At 69.5% G+C, this 26,387-nt stretch carries 26 protein-coding genes, 1 tRNA gene and 1 pseudogene; 14 read left to right on the top strand and 14 right to left on the bottom strand.

Translation table 11 applies throughout. From position 1 onward, the window contains the following. Nucleotides 1–186: 186 nt before the first annotated feature. From ACIP89_RS08515 to pknB, 6 genes are all read left to right on the top strand, one after another. Nucleotides 187–1,080 carry an FhaA domain-containing protein gene (locus tag ACIP89_RS08515; protein ID WP_402113842.1) on the top strand — a complete coding sequence of 298 codons (894 nt, stop codon included), beginning with the start codon at nt 187–189 and terminating at the stop codon, nt 1,078–1,080. 10 nt (nt 1,081–1,090) lie between these two features. Next, nucleotides 1,091–1,606 (top strand): FHA domain-containing protein, encoded by a 516-nt coding sequence (locus ACIP89_RS08510; RefSeq protein ID WP_401924911.1) that lies wholly within the window; start codon nt 1,091–1,093, stop codon nt 1,604–1,606. A 129-nt stretch (nt 1,607–1,735) separates the two neighbouring features. Then, nucleotides 1,736–3,232: a Stp1/IreP family PP2C-type Ser/Thr phosphatase gene (locus ACIP89_RS08505; RefSeq protein WP_401924913.1), complete on the top strand. Its 1,497-nt coding sequence runs from the start codon at nt 1,736–1,738 to the stop codon at nt 3,230–3,232. Nucleotides 3,233–3,255: 23 nt separating this feature from the next. Further along, nucleotides 3,256–4,674: an FtsW/RodA/SpoVE family cell cycle protein gene (locus ACIP89_RS08500; RefSeq protein WP_401926103.1), complete on the top strand. Its 1,419-nt coding sequence runs from the start codon at nt 3,256–3,258 to the stop codon at nt 4,672–4,674. Further along, nucleotides 4,671–6,131: a peptidoglycan D,D-transpeptidase FtsI family protein gene (locus ACIP89_RS08495; protein ID WP_401924918.1), complete on the top strand. Its 1,461-nt coding sequence runs from the start codon at nt 4,671–4,673 to the stop codon at nt 6,129–6,131. The genes ACIP89_RS08500 and ACIP89_RS08495 overlap by 4 nt, the downstream gene beginning before the upstream one ends. A gap of 167 nt (nt 6,132–6,298) precedes the next feature. Next, nucleotides 6,299–8,311 (top strand): Stk1 family PASTA domain-containing Ser/Thr kinase, encoded by a 2,013-nt coding sequence (gene pknB / locus ACIP89_RS08490; RefSeq protein WP_402113839.1) that lies wholly within the window; start codon nt 6,299–6,301, stop codon nt 8,309–8,311. A gap of 78 nt (nt 8,312–8,389) precedes the next feature. Here the strand turns inward: pknB and ACIP89_RS08485 are convergent, their stop codons facing one another. From ACIP89_RS08485 to ACIP89_RS08460, 6 genes are read right to left on the bottom strand one after another with little or no spacing between them, the layout of a single operon-like run. Further along, on the bottom strand, nt 8,390–9,118 hold the full coding sequence (locus ACIP89_RS08485; RefSeq protein ID WP_401924922.1) for a class E sortase: 729 nt from the start codon (nt 9,116–9,118) through the stop codon (nt 8,390–8,392). 34 nt (nt 9,119–9,152) lie between these two features. Then, complete coding sequence (locus ACIP89_RS08480; protein WP_402113837.1) at nt 9,153–10,532, bottom strand: class E sortase; 1,380 nt, start codon at nt 10,530–10,532, stop codon at nt 9,153–9,155. Beyond that, complete coding sequence (locus tag ACIP89_RS08475) at nt 10,529–11,167, bottom strand: aminodeoxychorismate/anthranilate synthase component II (protein WP_401924927.1); 639 nt, start codon at nt 11,165–11,167, stop codon at nt 10,529–10,531. The genes ACIP89_RS08480 and ACIP89_RS08475 overlap by 4 nt, the downstream gene beginning before the upstream one ends. Then, the gene (locus ACIP89_RS08470; protein ID WP_371777322.1) at nt 11,164–11,346 is read right to left on the bottom strand and encodes a hypothetical protein; all 183 of its coding nucleotides are present in this window, start codon (nt 11,344–11,346) and stop codon (nt 11,164–11,166) included. Before ACIP89_RS08470 ends, ACIP89_RS08475 begins: the two co-directional genes overlap by 4 nt. Before the next feature lie 58 nt (nt 11,347–11,404). Further along, nucleotides 11,405–12,163 carry a class E sortase gene (locus tag ACIP89_RS08465; protein WP_401924930.1) on the bottom strand — a complete coding sequence of 253 codons (759 nt, stop codon included), beginning with the start codon at nt 12,161–12,163 and terminating at the stop codon, nt 11,405–11,407. 24 nt (nt 12,164–12,187) lie between these two features. After that, entirely contained in the window at nt 12,188–12,955 is a 768-nt protein-coding gene (locus tag ACIP89_RS08460; protein WP_401924932.1) for a DUF881 domain-containing protein, read from the bottom strand. A gap of 142 nt (nt 12,956–13,097) precedes the next feature. Here ACIP89_RS08460 and crgA point away from each other — a divergent pair, with 142 nt between their 5' ends. After that, entirely contained in the window at nt 13,098–13,352 is a 255-nt protein-coding gene (gene crgA, locus ACIP89_RS08455; protein WP_250968724.1) for a cell division protein CrgA, read from the top strand. Between the two features lie 320 nt (nt 13,353–13,672). Here the strand turns inward: crgA and ACIP89_RS08450 are convergent, their stop codons facing one another. Then, the gene (locus ACIP89_RS08450; RefSeq protein WP_401925203.1) at nt 13,673–14,572 is read right to left on the bottom strand and encodes a rhomboid family intramembrane serine protease; all 900 of its coding nucleotides are present in this window, start codon (nt 14,570–14,572) and stop codon (nt 13,673–13,675) included. Between the two features lie 188 nt (nt 14,573–14,760). Further along, the gene (locus ACIP89_RS08445; protein ID WP_401924935.1) at nt 14,761–15,288 is read right to left on the bottom strand and encodes a peptidylprolyl isomerase; all 528 of its coding nucleotides are present in this window, start codon (nt 15,286–15,288) and stop codon (nt 14,761–14,763) included. A 352-nt stretch (nt 15,289–15,640) separates the two neighbouring features. On the opposite strand from ACIP89_RS08445, the gene ACIP89_RS08440 reads away from it, so the two are divergent. Further along, a complete protein-coding gene (locus tag ACIP89_RS08440; RefSeq protein WP_401924937.1) occupies nt 15,641–16,366 on the top strand; it encodes a DUF5324 family protein in 726 nt (241 codons plus the stop codon). Nucleotides 16,367–16,457: 91 nt separating this feature from the next. Here the strand turns inward: ACIP89_RS08440 and ACIP89_RS08435 are convergent, their stop codons facing one another. Further along, a complete protein-coding gene (locus ACIP89_RS08435) occupies nt 16,458–17,327 on the bottom strand; it encodes a helix-turn-helix domain-containing protein (RefSeq protein WP_402113834.1) in 870 nt (289 codons plus the stop codon). A 229-nt stretch (nt 17,328–17,556) separates the two neighbouring features. On the opposite strand from ACIP89_RS08435, the gene ACIP89_RS08430 reads away from it, so the two are divergent. Beyond that, complete coding sequence (locus ACIP89_RS08430; protein ID WP_402113833.1) at nt 17,557–18,399, top strand: SDR family oxidoreductase; 843 nt, start codon at nt 17,557–17,559, stop codon at nt 18,397–18,399. A 32-nt stretch (nt 18,400–18,431) separates the two neighbouring features. Further along, nucleotides 18,432–18,851 carry a cupin domain-containing protein gene (locus tag ACIP89_RS08425; RefSeq protein ID WP_402113830.1) on the top strand — a complete coding sequence of 140 codons (420 nt, stop codon included), beginning with the start codon at nt 18,432–18,434 and terminating at the stop codon, nt 18,849–18,851. A gap of 57 nt (nt 18,852–18,908) precedes the next feature. Here the strand turns inward: ACIP89_RS08425 and ACIP89_RS08420 are convergent. Next, nucleotides 18,909–18,989, bottom strand: a pseudogene (locus ACIP89_RS08420) (DNA-binding response regulator); the annotation flags it as partial. Here ACIP89_RS08420 and ACIP89_RS08415 point away from each other — a divergent pair. Beyond that, nucleotides 18,990–19,370 (top strand): hypothetical protein, encoded by a 381-nt coding sequence (locus ACIP89_RS08415; protein ID WP_402114601.1) that lies wholly within the window; start codon nt 18,990–18,992, stop codon nt 19,368–19,370. Here the strand turns inward: ACIP89_RS08415 and ACIP89_RS08410 are convergent. Continuing rightward, a tRNA-Ala gene (locus ACIP89_RS08410) sits at nt 19,361–19,433 on the bottom strand. The genes ACIP89_RS08415 and ACIP89_RS08410 overlap by 10 nt on opposite strands. A gap of 168 nt (nt 19,434–19,601) precedes the next feature. On the opposite strand from ACIP89_RS08410, the gene ACIP89_RS08405 reads away from it, so the two are divergent. Then, on the top strand, nt 19,602–20,150 hold the full coding sequence (locus tag ACIP89_RS08405; protein WP_024489493.1) for a transcriptional regulator: 549 nt from the start codon (nt 19,602–19,604) through the stop codon (nt 20,148–20,150). 87 nt (nt 20,151–20,237) lie between these two features. Then, nucleotides 20,238–21,770 (top strand): serine/threonine protein kinase, encoded by a 1,533-nt coding sequence (locus tag ACIP89_RS08400; RefSeq protein ID WP_402113828.1) that lies wholly within the window; start codon nt 20,238–20,240, stop codon nt 21,768–21,770. Nucleotides 21,771–21,828: 58 nt separating this feature from the next. Here the strand turns inward: ACIP89_RS08400 and ACIP89_RS08395 are convergent, their stop codons facing one another. The 3 genes from ACIP89_RS08395 to ACIP89_RS08385 form a co-directional block, all read right to left on the bottom strand. Next, a complete protein-coding gene (locus ACIP89_RS08395) occupies nt 21,829–23,193 on the bottom strand; it encodes a hypothetical protein (protein ID WP_402113826.1) in 1,365 nt (454 codons plus the stop codon). Continuing rightward, nucleotides 23,193–25,136 (bottom strand): VWA domain-containing protein, encoded by a 1,944-nt coding sequence (locus tag ACIP89_RS08390; RefSeq protein WP_402113823.1) that lies wholly within the window; start codon nt 25,134–25,136, stop codon nt 23,193–23,195. Before ACIP89_RS08390 ends, ACIP89_RS08395 begins: the two co-directional genes overlap by 1 nt. A 150-nt stretch (nt 25,137–25,286) precedes the next feature. Further along, a complete protein-coding gene (locus ACIP89_RS08385; protein WP_003958712.1) occupies nt 25,287–25,421 on the bottom strand; it encodes a DLW-39 family protein in 135 nt (44 codons plus the stop codon). 345 nt (nt 25,422–25,766) lie between these two features. On the opposite strand from ACIP89_RS08385, the gene ACIP89_RS08380 reads away from it, so the two are divergent. Continuing rightward, complete coding sequence (locus ACIP89_RS08380; RefSeq protein ID WP_401924958.1) at nt 25,767–26,147, top strand: DUF6344 domain-containing protein; 381 nt, start codon at nt 25,767–25,769, stop codon at nt 26,145–26,147. Nucleotides 26,148–26,387 lie beyond the last annotated feature (240 nt).

The following is a 26,387-nucleotide window of genomic DNA, read 5'->3' as shown; positions in this document are numbered from 1 at the left end:
GACCCGGCGCCCCCCACTCCTCCTGAGTGCACCCAAGGTGCGGGACACTGTGAGGAGACCGCCTCTACGATCCGTGTGAGGGGGGACACTCATCCGCAGTGCAGACAAGGGGAACCAGCCGATTTCCCGACGCGTGGATACGATCAGTAAGCAGTACAGGGACGACGACACCGGAGGAGGTGCCCCATGGGAGTCATGAAGCGTTTCGAGCAACGTCTCGAAGGTCTCGTCAATGGCACTTTCGCCAAGGTCTTCAAGTCCGAGGTGCAGCCGGTCGAGATCGCTGGAGCCCTCCAGCGGGAGTGCGACAACAACGCCACCATCTGGAACCGCGAGCGGACCGTCGTCCCCAACGACTTCATCGTCGAACTCAGCGCACCCGACTACGAGCGGCTCAGCCCGTACTCGGGCCAGCTGGGCGACGAGCTCTCGGGCCTGGTCCGGGACTACGCCAAGCAGCAGCGGTACACCTTCATGGGCCCCATCAAGGTCCACCTGGAGAAGGCCGACGACCTCGACACCGGGCTCTACCGGGTACGCAGTCGCACGCTGGCATCGAGTTCGTCACAGCAGGGCCAGCCCGAGCAGCACGGCCTCCAGAGCCAGTCCGGACAGCCCTCCGCCCCGCCCCGTCCCGGCCACGGGCGCTCCGCCGCCCCGCAGGCACCCGGCGGGTACGGCTACCCGCCCTCCTCCGCCCCGCCCATGCCCGCGGCGCCGCCGCCGGGCGCGGGGCGTCCCGCAGCATCCGCATCCGACCGGCGCCCGCCGGCCAATCCCAGCCCCCTGTCGAACACGCAGGTGCGACGCTGGATCGAGATCAACGGCACCCGCCATCAGATCTCCCGCCCGACGTTGGTGATGGGCCGCAGCACCGACGCCGACGTGCGGATCGACGACCCCGGCGTTTCCCGCCGGCACTGTGAGATCCGGACCGGAACGCCCTCGACGATCCAGGATCTCGGGTCTACCAACGGCATCGTGGTAGACGGGCAGCACACAACCCGCGCTACGCTCCGCGACGGCTCGCGGATCGTCGTGGGCAACACCACCATCGTTTACCGGCAAGCCGAAGGGTGAAGCGGGGGCAATGTCAGAGCTGACCCTTACGGTCATGCGGCTAGGTTTCCTGGCTGTTCTGTGGCTGTTCGTGATCGTGGCCGTCCAGGTCATCCGCAGCGACCTGTTCGGAACGCGCGTAACGCAGCGCGGCTCACGCCGCACTGCGAACGACGCACGTCCGGCACAGGCACGCCAAACCGCCGCGGCACCACCGCAGCAACGCCAGCAGCCCGGCCGCCAGCGCCGGGGAGCGCCGACCAAGCTGGTCGTGTCCGAGGGCACCCTCACCGGCACCACGGTGGCGCTCCAGGGGCAGACCATCTCGCTGGGCCGGGCCCATGATTCAACGATCGTGCTGGACGACGACTACGCGTCCAGCCGGCATGCCAGGATCTACCCCGACCGTGACGGCCAGTGGATCGTCGAGGATCTCGGGTCCACCAACGGCACGTATCTGGACCGGACCCGTCTCACCACCCCGACGCCCGTTCCGCTGGGCGCGCCGATCCGGATCGGCAAGACCGTCATCGAGCTGCGGAAGTAGTACGACAATGAGCGAGCGGAGCGAGCGAGCCGCGGCGGCCCGGACATCGGACCCGGCCGGGCTCCCGACCGGAGGGTGGGCAGTGTGGCGCGAGACCGGCTGTACCCCGAACCGACGGGCGAGGTGCGCATGAGTCTTTCCCTGCGCTTCGCCGCCGGATCGCACAAGGGCATGATCCGGGAAGGCAACGAGGACTCCGGCTACGCCGGACCCCGCCTTCTCGCCATCGCCGACGGAATGGGCGGACAGGCGGCGGGTGAGGTCGCCAGTTCCGAGGTGATCTCCACACTCGTCCAGCTGGACGACGACGTACCCGGTTCCGACATCCTCACCTCGCTCGGTACGGCGGTCCAGCGGGCCAACGACCAGCTGCGCATGATGGTCGAGGAGGACCCGCAGCTGGAGGGCATGGGCACCACGCTCACCGCCCTCCTGTGGACCGGGCAGCGGCTCGGCCTCGTACACGTCGGTGACTCACGCGCCTACCTGCTGCGTGACGGCGTACTGACCCAGATCACGCAGGACCACACCTGGGTCCAGCGGCTGGTCGACGAGGGCCGGATCACCGAGGAGGAGGCCACCACCCACCCGCAGCGCTCCCTGCTGATGCGCGCGCTGGGCAGTGGCGACCACGTCGAACCCGACCTCTCCATCCGCGAGGTCCGGGCCGGCGACCGTTATCTGATCTGCTCCGACGGCCTCTCCGGCGTCGTCTCCCACCAGACGATGGAGGAGACGCTCGCCAGCTACCAGGGGCCGCAGGAGACCATCCAGGACCTGATCCAGCTCGCTCTGCGCGGCGGTGGCCCGGACAACATCACCTGCATCGTCGCGGACGTCTTCGACGTCGACGGCAACGACACCCTGGCCGGGCAGCTCAACGACACCCCCGTCATCGTCGGCGCGGTGGCGGAGAACCAGGCCGCCCAGCTCAACGACGGCGGCGCGATGCAGACCCCCGCCGGACGGGCCGCAGGCCTCGGCCGTCCCGTCCCGCCGCCCTCGGGCGGCTTCGGTCCGCCCGGCAGCGGTGACGACTCCGGGTACGACGGGATGCCGGAGGGGTCCTTCGGGTCCTACTCCGACGAGGACTTCGTCAAGCCCGGCGGCCGCAAGTGGCTCAAGAGGTCGCTGTACGTCGTGCTCGCGCTGGCGGTCATCGGCGGCGGTCTGTACGGCGGCTACCGCTGGACGCAGACCCAGTTCTACGTGGGCGCGAAGAACGACAACGTCGCGCTGTACCGGGGCATCAGCCAGGACCTCGCCTGGGTCTCGCTCTCGAAGGTGGAGAACGACCACCCCGAGATCGAACTCAAGTACCTGCCGCCCTACCAGCGCAAGCAGGTCGAGGCGACCATCACCGAGGGCAACCTCGCGGACGCCCGCGAGAAGATCAGCGAACTCTCCGTCCAGGCGACTGCCTGCAAGAAGAACGCACAGCGCCGCGCAGCCGAGAAGAACGCCCCCAGTGACGAGGGCCAGGCCGGCGGTACGGACACGGACACCAACAAGTCGTCCGGAAAGTCCGGCGCCACCAAGACCAACCAGACTTCAGCGACTCCCACTCCTGGTCCCAGCCTCTCGGAGGAAGAGAAGAAGCTGGTCCCGCAGTGCGGTAAGCAGTAAAGCCGTAGGGGGCCTTCAGCACTATGAGCGTTGTCACCAACACGACCACGATCGGCGCGATCGACGCACCGAGCCGGCGCAACACCGAACTGATGATGATGGTCTTCGCCATCGCCATCTCGGTGTTCGCCTACGCCAACGTGGGCCTCGCCATCGACGGGAACCTCCCGTCCGGCATGTTCGGATACAGCCTCGGCCTGATCCTGCTCGGCGGCGTGGCCCACCTCGTGGTGCGCAAGTTCGCCCCGTACGCGGATCCGCTGCTGCTGCCATTGGCCACGCTGCTGAACGGCCTTGGACTGGTACTGATCTGGCGGCTGGACCAGTCGCAGCGGCTGATCGACCGTGCCGAGGGCGCGTGGGGCAAGTTCACCCCTGACGCCCCCAAACAGCTGATGTACTCCGCTGTCGGCGTCGCCCTGCTGGTGGCGGTACTGGTCATTCTCAAGGACCATCGCATCCTGCAGCGCTACACCTACATCTCCATGGTGGCGGCACTGGTCCTGCTGGTCCTGCCGATGTTCTTCCCAGCGGTTAACGGTGCCAAGATCTGGGTCAGTCTCGGCCCCTTCCACATCCAGCCCGGCGAGTTCGCGAAGATCATCATCGCGATCTTCTTCTCCGGCTATCTCATGGTGAAACGTGATGCCCTGGCCCTGGCCAGCCGCCGGTTCATGGGGCTCTACCTGCCCCGCGGCCGTGACCTCGGTCCGATTCTGGTCATCTGGGCGGTATCGATCCTGATCCTGGTCTTCGAGACCGACCTCGGGACCTCGCTGCTGTTCTTCGGTCTCTTCGTGATCATGCTGTACGTCGCAACGGAGCGGACCAGCTGGATCGTCTTCGGCCTGCTGATGTCGGCGGCCGGCGCCGCGGGTGTCGCCACCTTCGAGCCGCACGTGCAGTCACGAGTGACCGCCTGGCAGGATCCGTTCGCCTGCTACACGACCGACGTGAGTGGCGCCTGCGAGCAGATCTCCAACGCCATCATGTCCTTCGGTTCCGGAGGAACCCTGGGCACCGGCTGGGGCCAGGGCCACTCCGACCTGATCGGTTTCGCCGCCAACGCCGACTTCATCCTCTCCACGGTCGGTGAAGAACTCGGACTCGCCGGAATGATGGCCTTCCTGCTGATCTACGGCCTCATCGTCGAGCGCGGCGTCCGGACGGCACTCGCCGCACGTGACCCCTTCGGCAAGCTCCTCGCCATCGGCCTCTCCGGCGCCTTCGCCATCCAGGTCTTCGTCGTCGCCGGCGGTGTGATGGGCCTCATCCCGCTGACCGGCATGACGATGCCCTTCCTCGCCGCCGGTGGATCCTCCGTGATCGCCAACTGGGCCCTGATCGGGATCCTCATCCGGATCAGCGACACCGCCCGCCGCCCCGCCCCGACCCCCGCGCCTACCTCCGACGCCGAGATGACCCAGGTGGTCCGACCGTGAACAAGCCCCTGCGCCGGATCGCGATCTTCTGCGGCGTCCTCATCTTCGCCCTGCTCGCGCGGACCAACTACCTCCAGTACGTGAAGGCCGACGAGCTCAACACCCGCGACGAGAACCGCCGCGTCCGTATCGAGCGGTACGCCCACGAGCGCGGCGACATCATCGTCGACGGCGGCAAGGCCGTCACCGGGTCCAAGGAGACCGAGGACAGCGACTTCAAGTACAAGCGGGTCTGGCAGGACGGCCCCATGTGGGCCCCGGTCACCGGCTACTCCTCGCAGGCGTTCGACGCCTCTCAGCTGGAGAAGCTGGAGGACGGCATCCTCACCGGCAACGACGACCAGCTGTTCTTCGACCGCACCATGTCGATGTTCACCGGCGACAAGAAGCAGGGCGGCAACGTCGTCACCACGCTCAACTCCGCCGCGCAGAAGGCCGCCTTCACGGGGCTCGGTGACAAGAAGGGCGCCGTCGCCGCCCTCGACCCGCAGACCGGCGCCATCCTGGCACTCGCCAGCACGCCCTCGTACGACCCCTCGACCTTCGCGGGCAACTCCAACAAGGACTCCAAGGCCTGGCAGGCGCTCCAGAAGGACAAGGACAAGCCGATGCTCAACCGGGCATTGCGCGAGACCTACCCGCCCGGTTCGACCTTCAAGATCGTCACCGCGGCCGCCGCGCTGGAGAACGGGCTCTACACCGACATCGACGCCAAGACGAAGTCGCCGGTGCCCTTCCGCCTGCCCCAGACCACCCAGGACCTGCCGAACGAGGGCAGCATCCAGTGCGAGAACGTCTCGCTCCGGGAAGCGCTGCGGATTTCCTGCAACACCGTCTTCGGCAAGATCAGCGATGACCTCGGCAACCAGAAGATGATCGACCAGGCCGACAAGTTCGGCTTCAACAAGGACGTCTTCACCCCGGTCCGCGCCACCGAGAGCGTCTACCCCAAGGACAACCCGCCGCAGAACGCGATGGCCGGCATCGGTCAGGCCTCCAACCGCGCCACCCCGCTCCAGATGGCCATGGTCGCCTCCGCGGTCGCCAACGACGGCAAGCTGATGCAGCCGTACATGGTCGCCAAGCGGCAGTCGCCCAGCCTGGACGACATCTACACCCACGAGCCGGAGCAGCTCAGCCAGCCCCTGTCGGGTGAGAACGCCCAGAAGATCCAGGAAATGATGAAGACCGTCGTCGAGTCGGGAACGGGCAGTAACGCCAAGATCCCCGGTGTCACCGTCGGCGGCAAGACGGGTACGGCCCAGCACGGTCTCGGCAACAGCGAGAATCCCTACGCCTGGTTCGTCTCGTACGCGAAGACCGACAGCGGCTCCCCCGTCGCCGTCGCCGTGGTCGTCGAGGACAGCAAGGCCACCCGCGACGACATCTCCGGTGGCGGCCTGGCGGCCCCCATCGCGAAGAAGGTCATGCAGGCGGTCATCGACAGCAAGAAGTGACGCCCGTCACGCCTGATGCCATATCCGCACGTTGGGATACCGGTCGGATATCAGGTAGGGGCTGCGGGCCGATCACGTAGGGCGCGGCCGGTAGCGTATGCGCGAACAGCACACCGCCGGACCGCACACCGGTGCGGTCAGGACTGACGGAGAGGGCTGGAACAGTTATGGAAGAGCCGCGTCGCCTCGGCGGCCGGTACGAGCTGGGCTCGGTGCTCGGCCGTGGTGGCATGGCCGAGGTATACCTCGCCCACGACACCCGGCTCGGCCGCACCGTAGCTGTGAAGACGCTGCGGGCGGACCTCGCCCGCGACCCGTCCTTCCAGGCCCGGTTCCGCCGTGAGGCCCAGTCCGCCGCCTCCCTGAACCATCCGGCGATCGTCGCGGTGTACGACACGGGTGAGGACTACGTCGACGGGGTCTCGATCCCGTACATCGTCATGGAGTACGTGGACGGCTCGACGCTCAGAGAGCTGCTGCACTCGGGCCGCAGGCTGCTGCCGGAGCGCACCCTCGAGATGACGGTCGGCATCCTCCAGGCGCTGGAGTACTCGCACCGCGCGGGCATCGTCCACCGTGACATCAAGCCGGCCAACGTCATGCTGACGCGCACCGGCCAGGTCAAGGTCATGGACTTCGGCATCGCCCGCGCCATGGGCGACTCCGGTATGACGATGACCCAGACCTCGGCCGTCATCGGCACCGCCCAGTACCTCTCCCCGGAGCAGGCCAAGGGCGAGCAGGTCGACGCCAGGTCGGACCTTTATTCGACGGGTTGCCTGCTCTACGAGCTGCTGACGGTCCGGCCGCCGTTCATCGGTGACTCCCCCGTCGCGGTCGCCTACCAGCACGTACGGGAAGAGCCGCAGACCCCGAGCAACTTCGACCCCGAGATCACGCCCGAGATGGACGCGATCGTGTTGAAGGCCCTGGTCAAGGACCCGGACTACCGCTACCAGTCGGCCGACGAGATGCGCGCCGACATCGAGGCCTGCCTCGACGGCCAGCCGGTCGCCGCCACCGCGGCGATGGGCGCGGCCGGCTACGGCGGCTACGACGGGTACGGCAGCGACCAGCCCACCACCGCCCTGCGCCCCGCGGACCAGAACGGCGCCCAGACCTCGATGCTGCCCCCGGTCAACCCGGACGACGGCGGCTACGGCTACGACGACCGGCCCGACCGCCGCCGTCAGAAGAAGAGCAACACCTCGACGATCCTGCTGATCGTCGCCGGCGTCCTGGTGCTGATCGGGGCGGTCCTGATCGGCAAGTCGGTCTTCGGTGAAACCGGCGGCGGCGACAGCAAGTTCGACGCGCCCAACATGGTCGGCAGCACCGTCAAGGAAGCGCAGAGGCTCGCCGACAACGCCACCATCGTGCTCAAGCAGGGCCCGAAGGAAGCGTGCAAGGACCAGCCGAAGAACAAGATCTGCCGGCAGACCCCGACGCCCGACGAGCAGATGTCGGAGAACGAGACCCTGACGGTCTTCGTCTCCACCGGCGCGCCGAAGGTCAGCGTCCCGGACGTCACGGAGAAGTCCGAGGAGAGCGCGCGCAAGCTCCTTGAGGACCAGGGCTTCACGGTCAACGTCAAGTCGGTGGAGTCCGCCGACGCCCAGCCGGGCACCGTCCTGGACCAGTCGCCCAAGGGCAACGCCAAGGCCGAGAAGAACTCCGAAGTCGAGATCTCGGTCGCGACGGAGAAGCTGGTTCTGGTGCCCGATGTGAGTGGCCGTATGTACGAGGACGCGGTCGCGCAGCTCACCGGCAACGGCTTCACAAACATCGGCAAGTCCGAGGTCGACAACGACGAGAAGCCCGCGGGCGAGGTCGTCGGCCAGACCCCGGCGGCCAACGAGAAGGTCGGCAAGGACACCGCGATCCTCCTCAAGGTCTCCAAGGGCCCGCCGCAGCCGACGACGAAGCCCGTTCCCGAGGTCAGGATGAAGAAGGTCTCCGAGGCCAAGCAGATCCTGAACGATGCCGGCTTCACGAACATCCAGTTCGCGGAGGGCAGCTCCGACGACGACAACGCCATCGTCAGCGGCATCGACCCGCAGCCGAACAGCCAGGCCGACCCGGCCAACACCCCTGTCACCCTCACCACGATGGGCGGAGGCGGAGGCGGAGACGGGGACGGGGACGGGAACGGTTTCCTGGGCGGGAACAACGGCCACTAGCCGATAGCCGTCGCGACACAGCACGGGGCCCCGATCACCTCAACGGTGATCGGGGCCCCGTGCTTGTCGGTGCTCGGCTCAGCGCAGCTCCGCCGGCTTCGTACGGTCGCGGTCGACCTTCTCCGTGCGGACCAGCTCGCCCCACACGATGTAGCGGTACTTCGACGTGAAGACGGGCGTGCACGTCGTCAGCGTGATGTAGCGGCCGGGCTTCTTCTTGCCAGAGCCCTTCGGGACCCCCTGGAGCACGTCGACGTTGTACTTCGACGTCTCCGGAAGCTCCTTGAAGACCTTGTAGACGTACCAGGTGTCCTTGGTCTCGAAGACGACCGCGTCCCCGGTCCGCACCTTGTCGATGTTGTGGAACTTCGCCCCGTGGCCGTCCCGGTGGGCGGCCAGGGCGAAGTTGCCCTTCTCGGCCGAGGGGAGCGCTGACTTCACCGGTTCGGTGTAGTAGCCGGCGATGCCGTCGTTGAGGTTCTCGGTGTCGGTGCCCTTCTTGACGAGCACCTCGCCGTTCTTCATCGACGGGACGTGCAGGAAGCCGATGCCGTCCTTGGTGTCCAGCGCCCCCGGGCCGTCGGCCCAGCGGTCGCGGACGGTGTGCCCCTGCTTGGCGGCCTCGCGGTCGGCGAGCACGTTGGTCCACCAGAGGGAGTAGACGACGAAGAGACCGAGCACCAGTCCCGCCGTGATCAGGACTTCACCGAAGACGCTGACCGCGGTCGCGACGGGATGGCGGCGCGTGCGCCGCACCACGGGTGCGGAGTCGCCGATCCGCTCTTGGTCCTCGGTCCTCGCTGCCACCGCACCGCCCCTGTTCTGATGATGTCCGGCCCGTTCAGTCCACGAGCACGTCGGGCTTCCCCTTGCTGCGCGGGCGTTCGTCGACCATCTTGCCCCAGACGATCATTCGGTACGTACTCGTGAATTCGGGCGTACAGGTCGTCAGTGTGATGTACCGACCGGGCTTGGTGAACCCCGACTGCGGCGGCACCGGGCCGATCACCGACACATTGGACGGCGAGGTCTGGGGCAGCACACTCGTCATCTCGTAGGTGTAGTACGCGTCCTGCGTCTCGACCACGATCGGGTCACCGGGCTTCAGCCGGTTGATGTAGCGGAACGGCTCACCGTGGGTGTTGCGGTGGCCGGCCAGCGCGAAGTTGCCCTGCTTGTCCGACGGCATCGCCGTGCGCAGCGGCTTCTCGCTGTAGTGGCCGACCATGCCGCGGTCCAGGACCTTCTCCTTGCTGGTGCCCTCGGCGACCGGCGTGACCACGTCCAGCTTCGGGATGTGGATGATGGCGAAGCCCTGACCGGCCTCGAACACGCCGGGGGCACGCTTTCCGCTGGCCCAGTTGTCCTGGATCTTGTGCGTCTCGTTGCCGGCGATCTGGTCGGCGCGCACGTTGGTCCACCACAGCTGGTACGTGACGAACAGCAGCATCAGCACGCCGAGCGAGATGAACAGCTCACCGACCACCCGGCTGACCACGACGGCCGGGCTGTCCTTGGCCGCCCGCGCGGCCCGTCGTGCCTCGACGCGCGACATCGGCTTCGCGGGGGCGGCGGGCCCGGACGCGGGCGCCGGACGCTGGTCGCCGCGCCTGCGGCCGCGGCCCTTGGCCGCACGCCGCCGCTCGGCCCGGCCGCCCGTGCTGTTCGACTCCTGGTCCGGGGCATCCGTGACGTCCGGGGCATCCACGCGCCCGGCGGCCGGTACCACCGTCATGACTTCCGTGGCGTCCTCGGCCGCCGGCCCGCGCTGCGGCTCCGGGCGGTGCGGCGCCTGCGCTTGCGGCCGCGGCTGCACGTGAGGCGCTATTCGCCGGGGGCCCGGCGTCCGCAGTGCGACCGTCTCGTCGTGGGCGGGTGGCACCGGGGCCGGAGCAGCCGGAGCGGTCGGGGCAGCCGGGACGGGCTCCCGGTGGCCGTACCAGTCCCGTTCGTATCCCTCGGGGTCGTACCACTCACGCGGGGGTTCCTGAGCCGCCTGCGGCCCGTGTGGCGCCTGCGGCGACGGCGTACCGGGGGCTCCCGGACCGGCCGCGCTCGCGGGGGCGTTCTCCGCGCGGAACCAGGGGGAGGCGTGCTCCCCGGGCAACGGGTCGTTCAGCGGGTCCGCCAGCTGGCCGACCGCCGCCTCGAAAGCGCCCGCGGCCCCGTCCGTCCCCTCTTCGTGCGGGCCGGCGTCGCGACCGTGGCGCGGTGGGGTCACGCGACGGCCTTGCCCACCACCGGCGCGAGCCCTGCCGACCTCTCGACGGCTCCGGCGTCACCGCACTGCGCCAGCCAGTTCGCCAGCATCAGATGGCCGTGCTCGGTGAGCACCGACTCCGGATGGAACTGCACTCCCTCGACCGCCAGCTCCCGGTGCCGCAGCCCCATGATGATGCCGTCGGCCGTGCGCGCGGTGACCTCCAGCTCTCCGGGAACCGTGTCCGGCTCCGCGGCGAGCGAGTGGTAGCGGGTCGCGGTGAAGGGCGAGGGCAGACCGGCGAACACGCCCTTGCCCTGATGGATCACCGCGGACGTCTTGCCGTGCAGCAGTTCGGGGGCGCGGTCCACGACACCGCCGTACGCCACCGCCATCGACTGCATCCCGAGGCAGACCCCGAAGACCGGGACGCCGGTCCGCGCGCAGTGCCGGACCATGTCGACGCAGACGCCCGCGTGCTCCGGGGTGCCGGGGCCCGGCGAGAGCAGGACGCCGTCGAAGCCGTCCTGGGCGTGCGCCGTGGTCACCTCGTCGTTGCGCAGCACCTCGCACTCGGCGCCGAGTTGGTAGAGGTACTGGACGAGGTTGAAGACGAAGCTGTCGTAGTTGTCGACGACCAGGATGCGGGCGCTCATCGGCCGGCCCCCGTCGCGGCCGCGCCGTCGACCGTCACATCGCCGAACGGAAGCAGCGGCTCCGCCCACGGGAAGACGTACTGGAACAGCACGTAGACAACCGCCAGGGCGAGCACGAGTGAGATGAACCCGCGCACCCACGCGTTGCCCGGCAGATGACGCCAGATCCAGCCGTACATGCTGACCCCTCCGTATTCGATACGGGACCAGAGTAAAGGTCGGGGGCAGAGCCGTGGGTCAGCTGTGGAAAGCCGCGGGCCTTCCGTCGGTGACGGGCTGGGTCGCGTCCAGGTGCGCCCAGGCGATCAGCCGGTGGCTGCTGCCCCATTCCGGGTCGCACGTCGTCAGCGTCAGATAGCGGCCGGGCCCGTCGAAGCCGGACTTGCGCGGGACGGGGTCGATGACGCCGATATCGCTCGGCACGGTGCGGTAGGGCTTCTTGTCGATGCGGTACGTGAACCACGTCGTCCCGTCCGTCACCAGCACCGGGTCCCCCGGACGCAGCTTCGGGAAGTCCTTGAAGGGGTCGCCGTAGGTGCGGCGGTGGCCGGCCACCGCGAAGTTGCCGGTGGCTCCTGGGCGGGCGGTGCCGCGGTAGTGCCCCAGCCCCTTCTGCAAGGTCTTCACCTCGGTGTTCTCCAGGATGGGCCAGTCCCACCCCTTCCCGAAGCGCGGTATGTAGAGCATCGCGAACGGCTTCCCGTCGCGGTACGCCTTCGGGGCCGGGTTCGTCGGAGTCTTCGGGTTCTGGGTCTTCGGGTTCTTCGGGTCCGGCGATGACGGCGACTTCGGCGAGGGGGATACCGAGGGGGCCGGGGCGGGTGCGGAGATCGTCCCCGAGGCCCACTGGCGTTGCAGGTCGTCGATCTGTCCCTCGGTCGCACCGGCGGCCTTCACCCCGGTCCAGAACAGCACGTACACCACAAAGAGCACGATCAGGGCACCGATGGTGATGCACAGTTCGCTGAACGTCCTGACGATCAGTCGCACCGACACCGGTCGGCCTCCCCGCAGCTGTCGCTACTTCACCGGCTCCGCATAGTGGAGATCCACTGTGCCCGAGTAGCCGGGAAGAGTCACCGCCTGGCGCTCATCGACTTTCCAGCCGAGCCCGTACGCCTTCACGTAGAGCAGATAGTTCTGGATCGCCGGGGAGGCGTTCAGTGCCTGCTTGAGCTTTCCGGGGTCACCCACGGCCGTGATCTTGTACGGCGGTGAGTAGACCCGGCCCTGGAGGATCAGGGTGTTGCCGACGCAGCGCACCGCGCTGGTGGAGATCAGCCGCTGGTCCATGACCTCGATGCCACCGGCCCCGCCCTGCCACAGGGCGTTGACGACCGCTTGCAGGTCCTGCTGGTGGATGACCAGGTCGTTGGGTTGCGGATCGGGGTAGCCGGGGCTGGCAGTGGCGTTCGGCGGGGCGTCGTCGAGGGTGACGGACACGGCCCGGCCGGAGAGCTTCGCGGTGCCGGCCGACCGCTCCAGCGCCTTGAGCCGGGCGTCCTCCGCCTTGGTGCTGCCGTCGTCGCGCTGGGCGAGGGCATCGATGTCCCCGCGCACGGACGCGGCGGATTCCTCCAGGCCGGCGTTCTTCCCGCTGCGCTGCTGGATGAGGTCGGAGAGCTTCAGCAGCGAGGAGTCCGTGCGGATGTCGGTGCCCTTGGCCGTGTTCGCGCTGGTGACGAAGATCAGACCGGCCAGGGCGAAAACGGCAGCGGTGAGCACTCTGACCGGATTCCGGAGGGAGCGCCGGACCGGCCCTGGGGGAGAGTCGGCAGAATTGCTCAACGTACCCTTATCTCCTTCGGCGCCACGGAAGCACTACGCTAACGGACGCCCGGGGGAGGCAGGATTTCCCCCTCGCGCCACGCCCGGCGTCAGCCAACAGTTCCCTGCGCGGTAACGCAGCGCATCGACAGGAGAGTTCCTCGTGCCGAAGTCACGTATCCGCAAGAAGGCCGATTTCACGCCCCCTCCGGCGAAGCAGGCGACGGCCATAAAGCTGACCAACCGCAGTTGGGTGGCGCCGGTCATGCTGGCGCTGTTCCTGATCGGTCTGGCCTGGATCGTCGTTTTCTACGTGACCGACGGCGACCTGCCGATCAAGGCACTGGGGAACTGGAACATCGTCGTCGGCTTCGGCTTCATCGCCGGCGGCTTCGGCGTCTCCACCCAGTGGAAGTAGCTCCACCGAGCGCGTAGCACCACAGCGGCGAGCGCGCAGCACCACAGCGGACCCCGGTTCCGCAAGCCTTGCCCTGAGTTACCCACAGCGTTATCCACAGGCGGGGGAAAAGGTCAGACGATCTGTGGATAACTCCCCGGCCGTTGACGCCGGTGTGACTGCAGCCGCCGCTCGATCGGGCGGTACGCCCCTTGTCCCTGCTGGAAAAACCCAGCTCAGCGACAAGGGGCACAGTTGTACCCACTGAATGCACAAGATCAGGTGGACACTGTGGACAACTTCGATCACAAACGGTCTGCATCGAGCTGACGGCGCACTTTCTACGTCAGCGAGGCCGTTCTGAGGACCACGACCAGGATCACCACGACCAGGGCCACGGCACAGGTGCCGTACTGCACCAGATTCCGCCGCTCGCGTGGAGCGTGCACCATGCCGATCGCGATCAGCGTGCCCGCGACCAGCCCGCCGACATGTGCCTGCCAGGCGATTCCGCCCCAGGGGTTGAAGGTGATGACCAGGTTGATCGCGAGGAGCGCGAAGACCGGGCGCATGTTGTAGTTCAGCCGGCGCATGAGCACCGCGGTGGCGCCCAGCAGACCGAAGATGGCGCCGGAGGCACCCAGCGAGGGCTGGTTCGGCGCGGCGAGCCAGTAGGTCAGGGCGCTGCCCGCCAGCCCGGAGAGCATGTAGAGCGCGAGGAAACGGGCGCGGCCCAGCGCCGCCTCCAGCGGACCGCCGAGCCACCACAGCCCCAGCATGTTGAAGGCGATGTGCCACACCTCCTGGTGCAGGAACATCGACGTGACCAGCCGGTACCACTGGCCCTCCGCGATTCCCTCCAGCGGACCGCCGTAGTAGAAGTTGGCGCGGCCCAGCAGCACCAGATCGTCGACCAGCGCGCCGTTGGCCAGCACCGCGACGAACACCGCGATGTTGATCCCGAGGAGGATCTTGGTGATCAGGCGGGGGTCCGCCGCGACCGAGCCGCCGGCGATCGTGCGCGGCCGATTCGCGGCCGGGCTGTGTCCCGTACCGGATCCCTGCCGGACGCAGTCCGGGCACTGGAAGCCGACCGAGGCGCTGACCATGCAGTCCGGGCAGATCGGGCGGTCGCAGCGGGTGCAGCGGACCCCCGTCTCCCGGCCCGGGTGGCGGTAGCAGGTGACCGGACCGTCCACGGGAGCGGACGCGTTCTGCTCGCCCGGCGGCTGCTGGTCCATCGGTCCCATCGCTTCCCGGTCCCCTCGGTCCTCGTCATCGCGGCGCGGCACACCGAGCCGCCCCGCACGTCCGTTCTGTCATCAAGTACGGACGAGCGGGGCAGTTGGTTCCCGGACGGACCGGAGAGTGAGCGGCCGACTACGTTCGGCGCTTAGCGACGACGCTCAGCGCTTCTCGAACACGACGCTCAGCGCTTCTCGACGACGACCTGTTCGATGACCACGTCCTGCACCGGGCGGTCGGTGCGCGGGTTGGTCGGGGCGGCCGCGATGGCGTCGACGACCTTCTGGCTCGCCGGGTCCACGACCTCACCGAAGATGGTGTGCTTGCCGGTCAGCCAGGCGGTCGGCGACACCGTCACGAAGAACTGCGAGCCGTTGGTCCCCGGGCCGGCGTTCGCCATGGCCAGCAGGTACGGCTTGGTGAAGGCCAGATCGGGGTGGAACTCGTCACCGAACTCGTACCCCGGGCCGCCCGTGCCGTTGCCCAGCGGGTCGCCGCCCTGGATCATGAACCCGCTGATGACGCGGTGGAAGACGGTGCCGTCGTACAGCCGGTCCGTGGACTTCTTCCCGGTCGCGGGGTGGGTCCACTCGCGCTCACCGTTGGCGAGCTCGACGAAGTTCCTGACCGTCTTGGGCGCGTGGTTCGGCAGAAGCCGGATCTCGATGTCGCCCTGATTGGTCTTCAAGGTGGCGTAAAGCTGCTCGGCCACGATCTGCCTTCCGTAAGTCTGCTCTGACGTCCACCGATCCTCGCACGGTCCGCACCCCGCGGCGCCCGTCCCACGCACCCCGCGTCGCCGGACCCGCACACACCGCGCGGGCGCCCCGCGCCGGCCTCCGGCGAAACGAATGCGGCCAAGTGCGTGACGAACCGGCGCGGGCCGGGCCGAACCATGGCATTGTCGTCGACAGGCTCCCCTTGCACCTCATTGCCCGAGGGTGTCCCTCATGACCTGAATAACCCGGATGCCCGCCCCGCGTGCCGCGCAGGCCCCGAGTAGGCATGATCTCGAATTGGGTGGACAGGCGGAGTACCAACCCGCCATCAAGGAGGAGGATCCCGTGACCCGCATCGACAGCGTGCGCGCCGCAACCGACTCGGCGAGGGACAGCGTGCAGCACGCCGCGGTAGCGGCGGCCCCCTACGCCGATACGGCCAGGGAACAGGCCGTTCACTACGCGCACGAGGCCCGCACGCTGCTCGCGCCGAAGGTTTCGAAGGCAGCTCATCAGGCCCGCGTCCAGTACGGCGCGCACCTCGCACCACGTATCGAACTCGCCCGTACGCATGTGCCCCCCAAGGTCGACGAGGCCGCGCAGCGCGCCGCGGTCCGTACCCGTCAGGCCGCCCGGACCGCGGCGGACTACACCGTGCCCCGCGTCGAGCACGCGATGGCCGCGGCCCAGCCGGTCGCCCAGGAGGCCAGTGCCCGCAGCGCCGCCGCACTGGCCGCTCTGCGGGGGCAGGTCACGGCGAAGGAGATCAGGAAGCTGGCCCGTAAGCACGAGCGGCGGGCCAGGGCGGGCCGGACGTTCAAGGGGCTGGCCGTGGTCTCCGTCCTCGCGGGCGGCGCCTACGTCGCCTGGCGCTGGTGGGACAAGCAGGCCAACCCCGACTGGCTGGTCGAGCCGCCCGCCCCCACCGAGGTCGACGACCGTGCCCCGCTGACCTCGGTCGACGGAAGCGGCTCGACGGTCCTCGACCCCGATGTCCAGGCCAAGCAGGCCGACGCGGAGGCGGACGGACCGGACGCCGTGGACGGCACGGACCTGGACGACCGCCCCTGACCTGCGGCTGAACAGCAGCAGCTGGAGCGACAGCGGAACGGTGCGGAACGACGAGCGGGCGCCGGGAGACCTTGAGGTCTTCCGGCGCCCGTCAGTCGTCCTGGTCCGCGACGGGCACGTGCTGCGCGGCGGCCCAGGAGGCCAGGATGCGCAGCCGCTCGTGCGTGGGGGAGCCGGCCTCCGCCGTCCACACGACCAGCCGCTGGTCGGGATCGGTGCTGGCGGTCAGGGTGTCCCAGTCCAGGCTGAGCTCGCCGACGACGGGGTGGTCCAGCACCTTGGTGCCCACGCTCAGCGTGGCGACATGGTGAGCCGCCCACCACTGGCGGAAGTCCGCGTCCCGCACGGAGAGTTCCCCGACCAGGGCCGTCAGCCGGGGATCGTCCGGATACTTCGCCGCCTCCATGCGCAATTGCGCGACGGCCGTGCGGGCAACGCTTTTCCAGTCGGCGTAGAGGGTGCGCATCACCGGATCGGTGAAAAGAATGTGCACGTAGTTTCTGCGCTTCTCCGGAACGGCGCCGAAGTCGGTGACCAGTGCCCCTGCCAGAGAATTCCAGGCAATGACGTCCATTCGCCGTCCCATGACGATCGCCGGGGTGGACGTGAGGTCGTCCAGGACCCTGCGCAATTGCGGCTGGACCCTCTGCATGGCCCGGCGGCGCGGCCGGACGACTTCCTTCCCGGCCAGACCGAACAGGTAGCGCCGCTGGTCCTCGTCCAGCTGCAGCGCCTCGGCAACCGCCTTCAGGACGGGCGCCGAAGCCGGCATCCGGCCCTGTTCCAACCGGGTGTAGTAGTCGGTGGAGATCGCCGCGAGCTGCGCGACCTCTTCCCTTCGCAGCCCGCTCACCCTGCGCGGCCGTCCGCTCTCGGGCAGCCCCGCCGCGCGGGGGGTCAGCTCGGCGCGACGGGACTTGAGGAACTCGCCCAGCTCGTTGAGATGCGGCTGTGGACTCATGCACCCATTCTGGCAGGAAGGGCGCCGCGCCTGAGGGGGAGGAATCTGTCCCAGGATGTTTTCCGCCCAGGAGGAAAGTCTCCTCTTTTCCGGCACACACGCGGATGCCAAGGTGAATGACGTCACCGGATGACACACGTCCGAGTCCTTCGCCGCACGGCCCGCCCTTTGTCGCACGCTGTGCCGTACGGGACTCCTTCTTCCCGAGCCCTTCAAGGAAGCACTTCCCATGAGCAAGGTCATTTTCCTTACCGGTGCCGGACGCGGCCTGGGCACCGAAATCGCCCGCCGGGCCCTGAAAGCCGGCCACCGGGTCGTGGCCACCGGCCGCGACCCGCAGAAGGTCCTCGACGCCCTCGGCGGCGAGCGCGACAGCCTCCTCACCGTCGCCCTGGACATCACGGACCCGGACGCCGCCCGTGCCGCGGTCGAGGCCGCCACCGCGGGGTTCGGCCGGATCGACGTACTCGTCAACAACGCCGCGATGTTCCAGGCCGGCTACTTCGAGGAGATCTCGGACGCCCAGATGCGGGCACAGATCGAGACGAACCTGTTCGGTCCGATGAACGTCACCCGCGCCGTCCTGCCCGTCATGCGCGCCCAGCGCTCGGGGCACGTCATGACCGTCTCCTCGATCGCCGGTCTGGTCGGCCAGGAGTTCTGCGTCGCCTACGCCGCCTCCAAGTTCGGCCTCGAAGGCTGGATGGAGTCGCTGCGCCACGACCTCGAACCGTTCGGCATCGGCACCACGATCGTCGAGCCCGGCTTCTTCCGGACCGAGCTGCTGGTGGACGCCTCCACCAGCTGGGCCGAGCTGTCCCTCGACGACTACGCCGAGCGCACCGCCGAGACCAAGAAGATGTGGCAGTCGATGAACGGCAGGCAGGACGGTGACCCCGGCAAGCTCGCCGACGCCCTGATCGAGGTCATCGGCCTGGAGCAGCCGCCGCTGCGATTCGTCGCCGGGGACGACGCCATCCCCACCGCAGAGGCCAAGGGCAGGGAGATCACCGCCCAGGCCACCGCCTCCCGTGCCCTGGGATCCGGCCTCTCCCACGACGAGAGCGTCTGACCCGCCCCGCCCGTCCCACCAGGGAGCACCGCATGGAATTCGTGACACCGCAGCCCACCGGCAAGGGCCCGGAGGCCTCGTTCAACGGCGACGTCTGGTTCGACGTCATCCACGCCGGCCAGGAACCCTCCCGGCTGCGCGCCAACATGGTCCGCTTCGCCCCCGGAGCCCGCACCGCATGGCACCATCACGCCGTCGGCCAGACCCTCCACGTCGTCGCCGGTATCGCCCTGATCGGCACCCGCGACGGCACCGTCCTCGAAACCCGCCCCGGCGAGACCGTGACCTGTCCGCCCGGTGAGGAGCACTGGCACGGCGCCACCGAGGACCGCTTCATGGAGCACCTCGCCCTGTGGGAGGGCACTTCGGCCGGCGACGACCGGCCGGAGACCACGTGGCTTGAGCACGTCACCGCCGAGCAGTACAACGGCCCGCGCACCCGCAGCAGCTGACCGGCCGGCGCACGGCGAAGGAGCGCAGCGCGCACCACGCACCGGTCCGCGCACCCGTCACGACATCCCGTCCCCGCCCCCAGCCCTGACCAGCCCGGTCTCGTAGGCGAGGACCACCGCCTGGACCCGGTCGCGCAGTTGGCCGCCACCCTCGCCACGTACACCGCGGTCCTCCTCCCAACACCGCTGTGGATCCGGGCGCACCTGGCCCCCGCCACCACTGTCACGGTCCCGTTCACCCATGACCGGACGGCGAACCACCTCCTCGGCTCCGTCTCCCACGTCGACATCGGCAGACCCGGCACCTGGACCGTCGCGGAGCAGGCCCTCGACGCCACCGGCCACCCCGCCCGGTCCCCGCCACCCGCATACGCCGGCTGCGACTCGGTCAAGGACCGCGTCGACGCCCTCGCCGATGCCGGATACGGGCACGGGCAGAAGTCCGGGTACGGGTACGAAAAAAACACCCCTCTGACCGCGTATTCGCAGGTCAGAGGGGTGTTTGCGGGTGGAGCCTAGGAGATTCGAACTCCTGACATCTGCCTTGCAAAGGCAGCGCTCTACCAACTGAGCTAAGGCCCCGGATAGCGGGCACCACCGGACGCACCGGCATTGTGGTCACCGCCGCAGACCAGAGTACCCGCTGATCCCCCGAATCCTCCAAAAATTGGGGCTCCCGGTCGACGACCACGCTCCGTAAGATGCTCGTCGGGGTTCGCAGCAGCGAAGCCTCAGCGAAGGGGAGACGCTATGGACGCGGCACAGCAAGAGGCGACAGCCAGAGCCAGGGAACTTCAGCGCAGTTGGTACGGGGAACCGCTGGGGGCGCTCTTCCGTCGGCTGATCGATGATCTGGGCCTGAACCAGGCACGGCTGGCGGCGGTACTCGGACTGTCCGCTCCCATGCTCTCCCAGCTCATGAGCGGTCAGCGGGCGAAGATCGGCAACCCGGCAGTGGTGCAGCGCGTCCAGGCGCTCCAGGAGCTGGCCAGTCAGGTCGCGGACGGCAGTGTCAGCGCGGGAGAGGCCACCGACCGGATGGAAGAGATCAAGAAGTCCCAGGGCGGCTCCGTGCTCACCGGGACGGGCCAGACGTCTTCGACCAGCGGGGCGCCCACCGTACGTCGCGTGGTCCGCGAGATCCAGTCGCTGCTGCGGTCCGTCGCGGCGGCCGGTGACATCATCGATGCTGCGGACTCCCTCGCCCCGACCCACCCGGAACTGGCAGAGTTCCTCAAGGTGTACGGAGCGGGACGCACCGCGGACGCGGTGGCGCACTACGAGGGACACCAGAGCTAGTCCGGGCAACCGGCCGGGCGACGGCAGGATCCGGGCACGGGGCACACGCGCCGGCCGAGAGCAGGAACGGGGAGCGAGCGCAGCGCAATGGGTGAGGTCTTCGCTGGTCGGTACGAGCTGATCGATCCGATCGGACGTGGTGGGGTCGGGGCCGTCTGGCGTGCCTGGGACCACCGGCGCCGCCGCTATGTGGCGGCCAAGGTCCTCCAGCAGAGCGACGCGCACACGCTGCTGCGCTTCGTCCGCGAACAGGCCCTGCGGATCGAGCATCCGCATGTACTCGCTCCGGCCAGCTGGGCCGCGGACGACGACAAGGTCCTGTTCACCATGGACCTCGTCACCGGCGGTTCGCTGGCCCATGTCATCGGTGACTACGGCCCGCTCCCCCCTCGGTTCGTCTGCACCCTGCTCGACCAGTTGCTGTCCGGGCTGTCGACGGTGCATGCCGAGGGGGTCGTGCACCGGGACATCAAGCCCGCCAACATCCTCATGGAGGCCACCGGCACCGGCCGGCCGCACCTGCGGCTGTCCGACTTCGGCATCTCCATGCGCAAGGGTGAACCGCGCCTCACCGAGACCAACTACGTGGTGGGGACGCCGGGTTACTTCGCCCCCGAGCAGATGATGGGCGCGGAGCCGGACTTCCCCGCGGACCTCTTCGCGGTCGGCCTCGTCGCCCTGTACCTGCTCCAGGGGAAGAAGCCCGACGCGCAGGCGCTCATCGAGCACTTCGCCGCGCACGGCACACCCAGCGCCCCGCAGGGCATCCCCGAGCCTCTCTGGCAGGTGCTCGCGGGGCTGCTGCAGCCGGACCCGCAGGCCCGCTTCCGTACGGCCACGGGCGCGCGCAAGGCGCTGACCGCCGCCGTCGAGATGCTGCCCGAGCCCGGCGCGGAGGACGAGCCGGTGGAGGTCTTCGACCAGATCGGCCCACTGCCCGATGGCTTCGGCCCCACTGGCCCGGCACCCGCCCCGCAGCAGCCCGGCAGCCCCGACTCCCCGACCGGACAGGCTCAGGGACAGGGACAGGGACAGGGACAGGGACAGGCAGCGCAGGTACCGGGGCAGGGGACAGGTCGGCAGGAGGCAGGCCAACAGCACACGGGCCGGCAGCACCCGGAGCAGTCGTACGCGCCGTCTCCGACCTCGATGTCGGAGACGGGCAGCTTCCACCTCCCGCCACCCCCGCAGCACCCCAACTCCGCGCCCCAGGCGCCGCAGCACGCCGCTCCCGCCGCTCACCAAGCGGTGCGGCCCGGCGCTCCGGCCGTCCCTCCCGGCATCCCCGCCCCGCAGCATCCGGCGCATGCGGCATCCCCCTTCCCCGCCGCGCCGAACCCCTCACAGGCGCCCACGGCAGCGGTGCGGCACGAACAAGCTCTCACTCGTCCGTACACCGCTCAGCCGTCGCAGGTTCCCGCTCCCGGACCGGGAGTTGCCGGTGCGGGGGCGCCGCCGCACTACGCGCAGTCGCCGTCGTCGCGGCTCATGCCCCCTGCGCACATCGCGCCACCCGCCCCGCGAAAGCGGCCGGGACCGCCCACGAAGGTGGCGGTCCCGGTGTTGCTGGTGGCGCTGATCTGCTTCGCCGTGGGGATCTGGGCCCTGACCCAGGCCTGACGGTCGGCTCGGCTCCGACTGCCGGACGGGGCGCGGCGGGCGCCGCGCCCCGTCCCCGCTACCAGGCCTGCGGCGGGCCTCCGTACGGATGCTGCTGCCCGCCGTCGGCCGGCCCGGCCGGCGCCGCGGCCGCTGCCTGCCCGCGCCGGGCGAGCAGCATCCACGCGCCGAGCCCGAGCACCAGCACAGCGCCCGCGCCGATGCCGGCCGCGCCGAGCAGCTTCATGTTGCCGCTCTTGCTCTCGGCGGCCTGGGCGCCGCTCTGGCCACTCCTCGCCATGTCCTTGTCGCCCTGCGAGACACCGAAGATCCCGGCGTCGCCCGCGTACGGCGTCTTCCCGGCGTCGCCCTTGACGTTGACCGTGAGAGTCAGCGGGAACGGCTTGGAACCGTAGGCCTTGGCGACCTCCGGGCTCAGCGTGACGGACAGGTAGTACCAGCCCGCGAAGCGCATCGCGCTGACGCCGGTGTCGGAGGCGAGCCTGTTCTCGTACGCCACCGGAGGCACCGGGTCCAGGGAGACCGAGGCCGGTTTGCCCGAGTAGGACATCGGGGACGCGTCGTCGACATGGCCGTGCGCCGGATTGTCCAGGGACAGGGCGAGCGCGCCGCTGACGTACTCGTCCGCGTCCGGGACGGTGCTGTTGCCGAGCGCGGCGGTGGCGAAGATCTGCTGCCCCCAGTCCACCGGAACCCGGTAGAAGAGCGTCTGGCCGGGCTTGACCTGGTCCTTCCACTCACCGGTCTGCAGGCTCGTCGCTTCGTAGTAACTGCTGCCGCCGTGCCTGCGGTTGTCCTTCGCCACCTCGGGCGGCTCCGGTGACGCGGACGGCCAGTCCTCCGGCGCCTCGGTCGGCGTCGCGCTGTTCTTCGCGGGCTCCGGCTCCGAGGCGTACCGGATCTCCAGCTCCCACTCCCCGCGCCCCGAGGTGTCCTTGCTCTCGCGCTCGATCAGGACGTTGTACACACCGGCGCCCTGGCAGCTGCTGCTGTCCTTGTCCACGTTGCGGTAGGCGTAGGCGGCGATGGGGCGCGGGTACTCCGCGGAACCGAAGCGGGCGCTCTCCGAGCTGCACGCCAGGTCCGACTTGTCCCTGACGCTGATCGAGATGCCGTCCCCGTAGGCGACCTTGCCGCCGTCCTTGGGCACGACGACGGCCGAGACGTACGCGTTCGTCGTCGCCTTCAGGTTCAGCCGGTAGTACAGCTTCTGGCCGAACCCGATCGAACTCCGGTAGACCGAACCGGCCGTGAGCTCGTTCGCATCGGTATTGACCTCGGTGCCGCTGACCGCCTTAGCCTCCGGTTCGAAGGCGTACGAGGCTGCCGCGCCGGCTCCGTACGCCTGCCCCGGCAGCGCTGCCACCGCGCACACCGCCGCGACCGCGGCCAGTAGCGCCCGGCCCCTGCTGCGCTGCCTCATCACGCGCTTCCCCTCGTCGTCCGTGCGGCTGCCCCGCGGCGGTTGCGTACATATACGAACACGGCGATGAGCACAGCCATGACGGCCGCCCCGGCAGCAGCCGCGATGCCGGTCCATCCTGCCCCTCCAGCACCACCGCTGTCTGCGGAGGCGGCCGACTCGCCCTTCCTGTGCGGGTCGTTGCCGGTACCGCCGCCGGGTCCGGCGGCCACGGGCGCCCCGTGCTGCGGACCGGTCCGTTCCGCACCGAGCACCGACACCCGCAGCACCAGGCCGATCCGCGGGTTCTCCGCGATCTCGGCGGCCCGCGCGCCCAGCGTCACCGAGATGTAGAAGCCGCCTCCGGCGTGCACCGGCTGGACATTGCCCCGGTCCTCGTAGCGGTTGGTCCAGGAGACCGGGACACCGCCCATCGCAAGCGCCGAGGGCCGCCCGTCGTACATCGTGGCCGAGGTGAACTCGCCTCCTCCGGCAAGGGGATGACGTGCCGGGGTGTAGAGCTGCGTCGCCCCGTAGGAGTACGTGGCGGCGGCCCCCTTCACGGTGGGCTCGTTGGCGAACTCCACGTCGTAGCGCACCTGCTGGCCCCAGCCGGCCGGGACCTTGTACCAGAGCGTCTGGGACGGCAGGATCCGGTCGCGCCAGACGCCCTGCCCGATCCTCCGGGCGTCGTTGAAGCCGGTGCCGCCCCGCACATCGCGGGGATCGTCCGTCGGCAGCACGGCCTCCCTGCCGCCCCGGCCGTACTCCGCCTGCGACTGGGCGGGCGTCACGCCCTGGTCGAGCGGCGCCTCGACCCCGTACACGAGCTCCAGCGGCCAGCGCGCGGCGTCGGAGCCCTTCTTGCTCTGCCGCTCCACCACCAGCCGGTAGCGGCCCGCACGGTCACAGGTGCGGGTTCCCTCCTCCGAGCGGATCCGGGCGACCGCCGACGTCAGCGGGGCCGCCCCCTCCTTCTGCAGGAAGCGCGCGGTGTCAGTCCCGCAGGAGCCGTGCTCGTCGTACTCGATCCTGGTGCTCAGCGCGTCGAACGTGTCGACGGCCGCGCCCGGCTGCGGCACCGCCGTCGCCGCGAAGTCCGCCGTGGACACCGCGTCCAGATCCACCGAGTAGTACCGCTTCTCGCCCGGCCCGATGGTGTCCAGGTACTGGCCCGGTACCAGCGCGGGGGCCCGGCCCGCCGTGGCCGCGCCCGTCACCCGCTCGCCCCGGAAGCGGTACCCGTCGGCGGAGAGCTGCGCGGCGCGCTGGAGCTGACGGGCCAGCGCCTCGGCGTCCGGGGCGTCGTAGTAACGCCCGTTGCCCGCCTGCGCGACGCATTCGAGCTGCTCGCGGGCCGCGCCCCTCACCTGGAAGCCGACGGTGTCGATCCGCAGCCCGACGCCCTCCTTGCCGAGCTGCCCGGCGGCCTCGCAGGGCTGCGGCGTACCGCAGTTGTCCTCTCCGTCGGAGATCAGCAGGACGGTGCGTGTGCCGACGGCGCCGGCCGCGGGCCGCGGCAGATCCCGCGCCGCCTTCCGCAGCGACAGGCCGATGGGGGTGTCGCCCCTGGGGCGTACGGCTGCGACCGCCCGCTTCAGCGCGGTCCGGTCGAGCTTCCGCACGGGGCGCACGAGGCGGGTGTCCGTGCAGCCCTGCGACCGGTCGGCGCCGTACACCCGCAGGCCCGTCGGATGACCCTCGGGAAGGGCGTCCACGACCGTGCCGACGGCCGCGCGGGCGCTCTCCATCCGGGTCCGGCCCGTACCGTCGTCGTCCCCCATGGAACCGGACGAGTCGAGCACCATGACCAGGCTGCCGCTCCCGCCGGATGCGGCCACATCCGCGGCCCTGGTCTCCCCGGGCGCCGCCACGGCCGGCAGCGCACCCGCCACCAGGGCGAACAGCGCCCCGCCGATCAATGTCCCCGCCCGTACCGTGCGGCGGTGGCTGCCAGCCCTCATCCGTTCCCCCAGACCGAATTCCCGGCTTCTTTGCTCAAGCAACCTATTGATTTGCGTAGGTGAACTCAAGAGCACAGGTGTCACGGTCCCGCAACAGCACGAAGCCCCGGCCGCTCAGGCGACCGGGGCTCGCAAACAGGCTGTTCTGTCTCACACACCCGAACCTGCGGGTACGGAGTCAGTCGCCTCCGTCCACAGATCCTGCTCGGCGCGATCCGCCTGGATCTGGCGGTACACGAGGAGCCCGCCGATGGCGGCCAGTGCGACCAGGAGAAGCTTCTTCACCGCGCGACCTCGTCTTTCGTTGGCGTAGGGGACTTCTGCCGCCCGACTATACACACCGGCCGATATCGACCGGTGACCTCCCCGCAACCCAACTGGGGCCTGCGGAAAAGCGATCGTCTGAGGATCGGGTCACCCCCGCCGACACCCTGTCACCACCCCGCCGTCGCACCGTCACCGACGGCCGGAAAAGGGCCCGGCCCCGGCCGATCGGGGCCGGTTGCACCATACGAGTGGTGTTCATCTGAACATCGGCACATCGGCGGCGTCGGTCCGTGAAATCGCGCTCCGGATCCACATCATCAGGAAGGTAAGCAAAACGGACCACCTGAAAGTGAGTGAGGGGCCATGAGCACCTACCGGGCCAAGAACATCTGGACTGCCTTCATCACCGCGTTCTTCGCACTTCTCGCGGCACTGGGCCTCGCGGGTTCCACCGCTTCGGCCACGGAAGCCACGGTCACGGAGCCGGCGACCACGACCCACAAGCACACGGGTGCGACCGCGGCAACCGCGACCACCCCGTCGGTGCGATGGACCCTTCCGCGTGACCGGTCGCTGCCACCCACGATGAAGCAGCGCATCCGCGCCGAGGCACACGGCTCCTCACCCGCCACCCGCCATCTGTCCGCCGACACCACGGACACCACGAACACGACGAACACCACCAGCACCGCTCGCGCCTCACACGGAGCCCCGGCGGGGGACGCGTCCCTGCTGCCCCCCTGAGAGCGGCGCACCTGACTCCCAGAGCCCCCGGGCCGGTTCACACCGGACGGGGGCTTTCCCGTGCGCCCGCCCCACAGCCGGTCACCCCACAGCAGTCACCTCCGTACCGGACCGGCGCACCTGGCGCACCCGGCACGCCCGCCCCGACGACGCGACCGGAGCGGAGCGGCACGCGGACCGACACCACCGGAGCGGGCCGCTACCGCCGGAGCACGCCCGCACCACCGGAGCGAGCCCCCT

Origin of the sequence: Streptomyces sp. NPDC088730 (assembly GCF_044751215.1) — a bacterium.
In the GTDB taxonomy this organism is placed as follows: Bacteria; Actinomycetota; Actinomycetes; order Streptomycetales; family Streptomycetaceae; genus Streptomyces.
The sequence above is the reverse complement of the archived record's forward strand: the minus strand, read 5'-3'. Positions and strand labels throughout refer to the sequence as shown.

Coding starts and splice junctions, on each gene's coding strand:
- ACIP89_RS08430 (WP_402113833.1), top strand. CDS start 17,557: ATGAGCAAGGTCATTTTCCTTACCGGTGCCGGACGCGGCCTGGGCACC.
- ACIP89_RS08470 (WP_371777322.1), bottom strand. CDS start 11,346: ATGTACGGCTGGATCTGGCGTCATCTGCCGGGCAACGCGTGGGTGCGC.
- ACIP89_RS08435 (WP_402113834.1), bottom strand. CDS start 17,327: ATGAGTCCACAGCCGCATCTCAACGAGCTGGGCGAGTTCCTCAAGTCC.
- ACIP89_RS08425 (WP_402113830.1), top strand. CDS start 18,432: ATGGAATTCGTGACACCGCAGCCCACCGGCAAGGGCCCGGAGGCCTCG.
- ACIP89_RS08450 (WP_401925203.1), bottom strand. CDS start 14,572: ATGGACCAGCAGCCGCCGGGCGAGCAGAACGCGTCCGCTCCCGTGGAC.
- ACIP89_RS08500 (WP_401926103.1), top strand. CDS start 3,256: ATGAGCGTTGTCACCAACACGACCACGATCGGCGCGATCGACGCACCG.
- pknB (WP_402113839.1), top strand. CDS start 6,299: ATGGAAGAGCCGCGTCGCCTCGGCGGCCGGTACGAGCTGGGCTCGGTG.
- ACIP89_RS08390 (WP_402113823.1), bottom strand. CDS start 25,136: ATGAGGGCTGGCAGCCACCGCCGCACGGTACGGGCGGGGACATTGATC.
- ACIP89_RS08405 (WP_024489493.1), top strand. CDS start 19,602: ATGGACGCGGCACAGCAAGAGGCGACAGCCAGAGCCAGGGAACTTCAG.
- ACIP89_RS08475 (WP_401924927.1), bottom strand. CDS start 11,167: ATGAGCGCCCGCATCCTGGTCGTCGACAACTACGACAGCTTCGTCTTC.
- ACIP89_RS08380 (WP_401924958.1), top strand. CDS start 25,767: ATGAGCACCTACCGGGCCAAGAACATCTGGACTGCCTTCATCACCGCG.
- ACIP89_RS08400 (WP_402113828.1), top strand. CDS start 20,238: ATGGGTGAGGTCTTCGCTGGTCGGTACGAGCTGATCGATCCGATCGGA.
- ACIP89_RS08510 (WP_401924911.1), top strand. CDS start 1,091: ATGTCAGAGCTGACCCTTACGGTCATGCGGCTAGGTTTCCTGGCTGTT.
- ACIP89_RS08515 (WP_402113842.1), top strand. CDS start 187: ATGGGAGTCATGAAGCGTTTCGAGCAACGTCTCGAAGGTCTCGTCAAT.
- ACIP89_RS08395 (WP_402113826.1), bottom strand. CDS start 23,193: ATGAGGCAGCGCAGCAGGGGCCGGGCGCTACTGGCCGCGGTCGCGGCG.
- ACIP89_RS08505 (WP_401924913.1), top strand. CDS start 1,736: ATGAGTCTTTCCCTGCGCTTCGCCGCCGGATCGCACAAGGGCATGATC.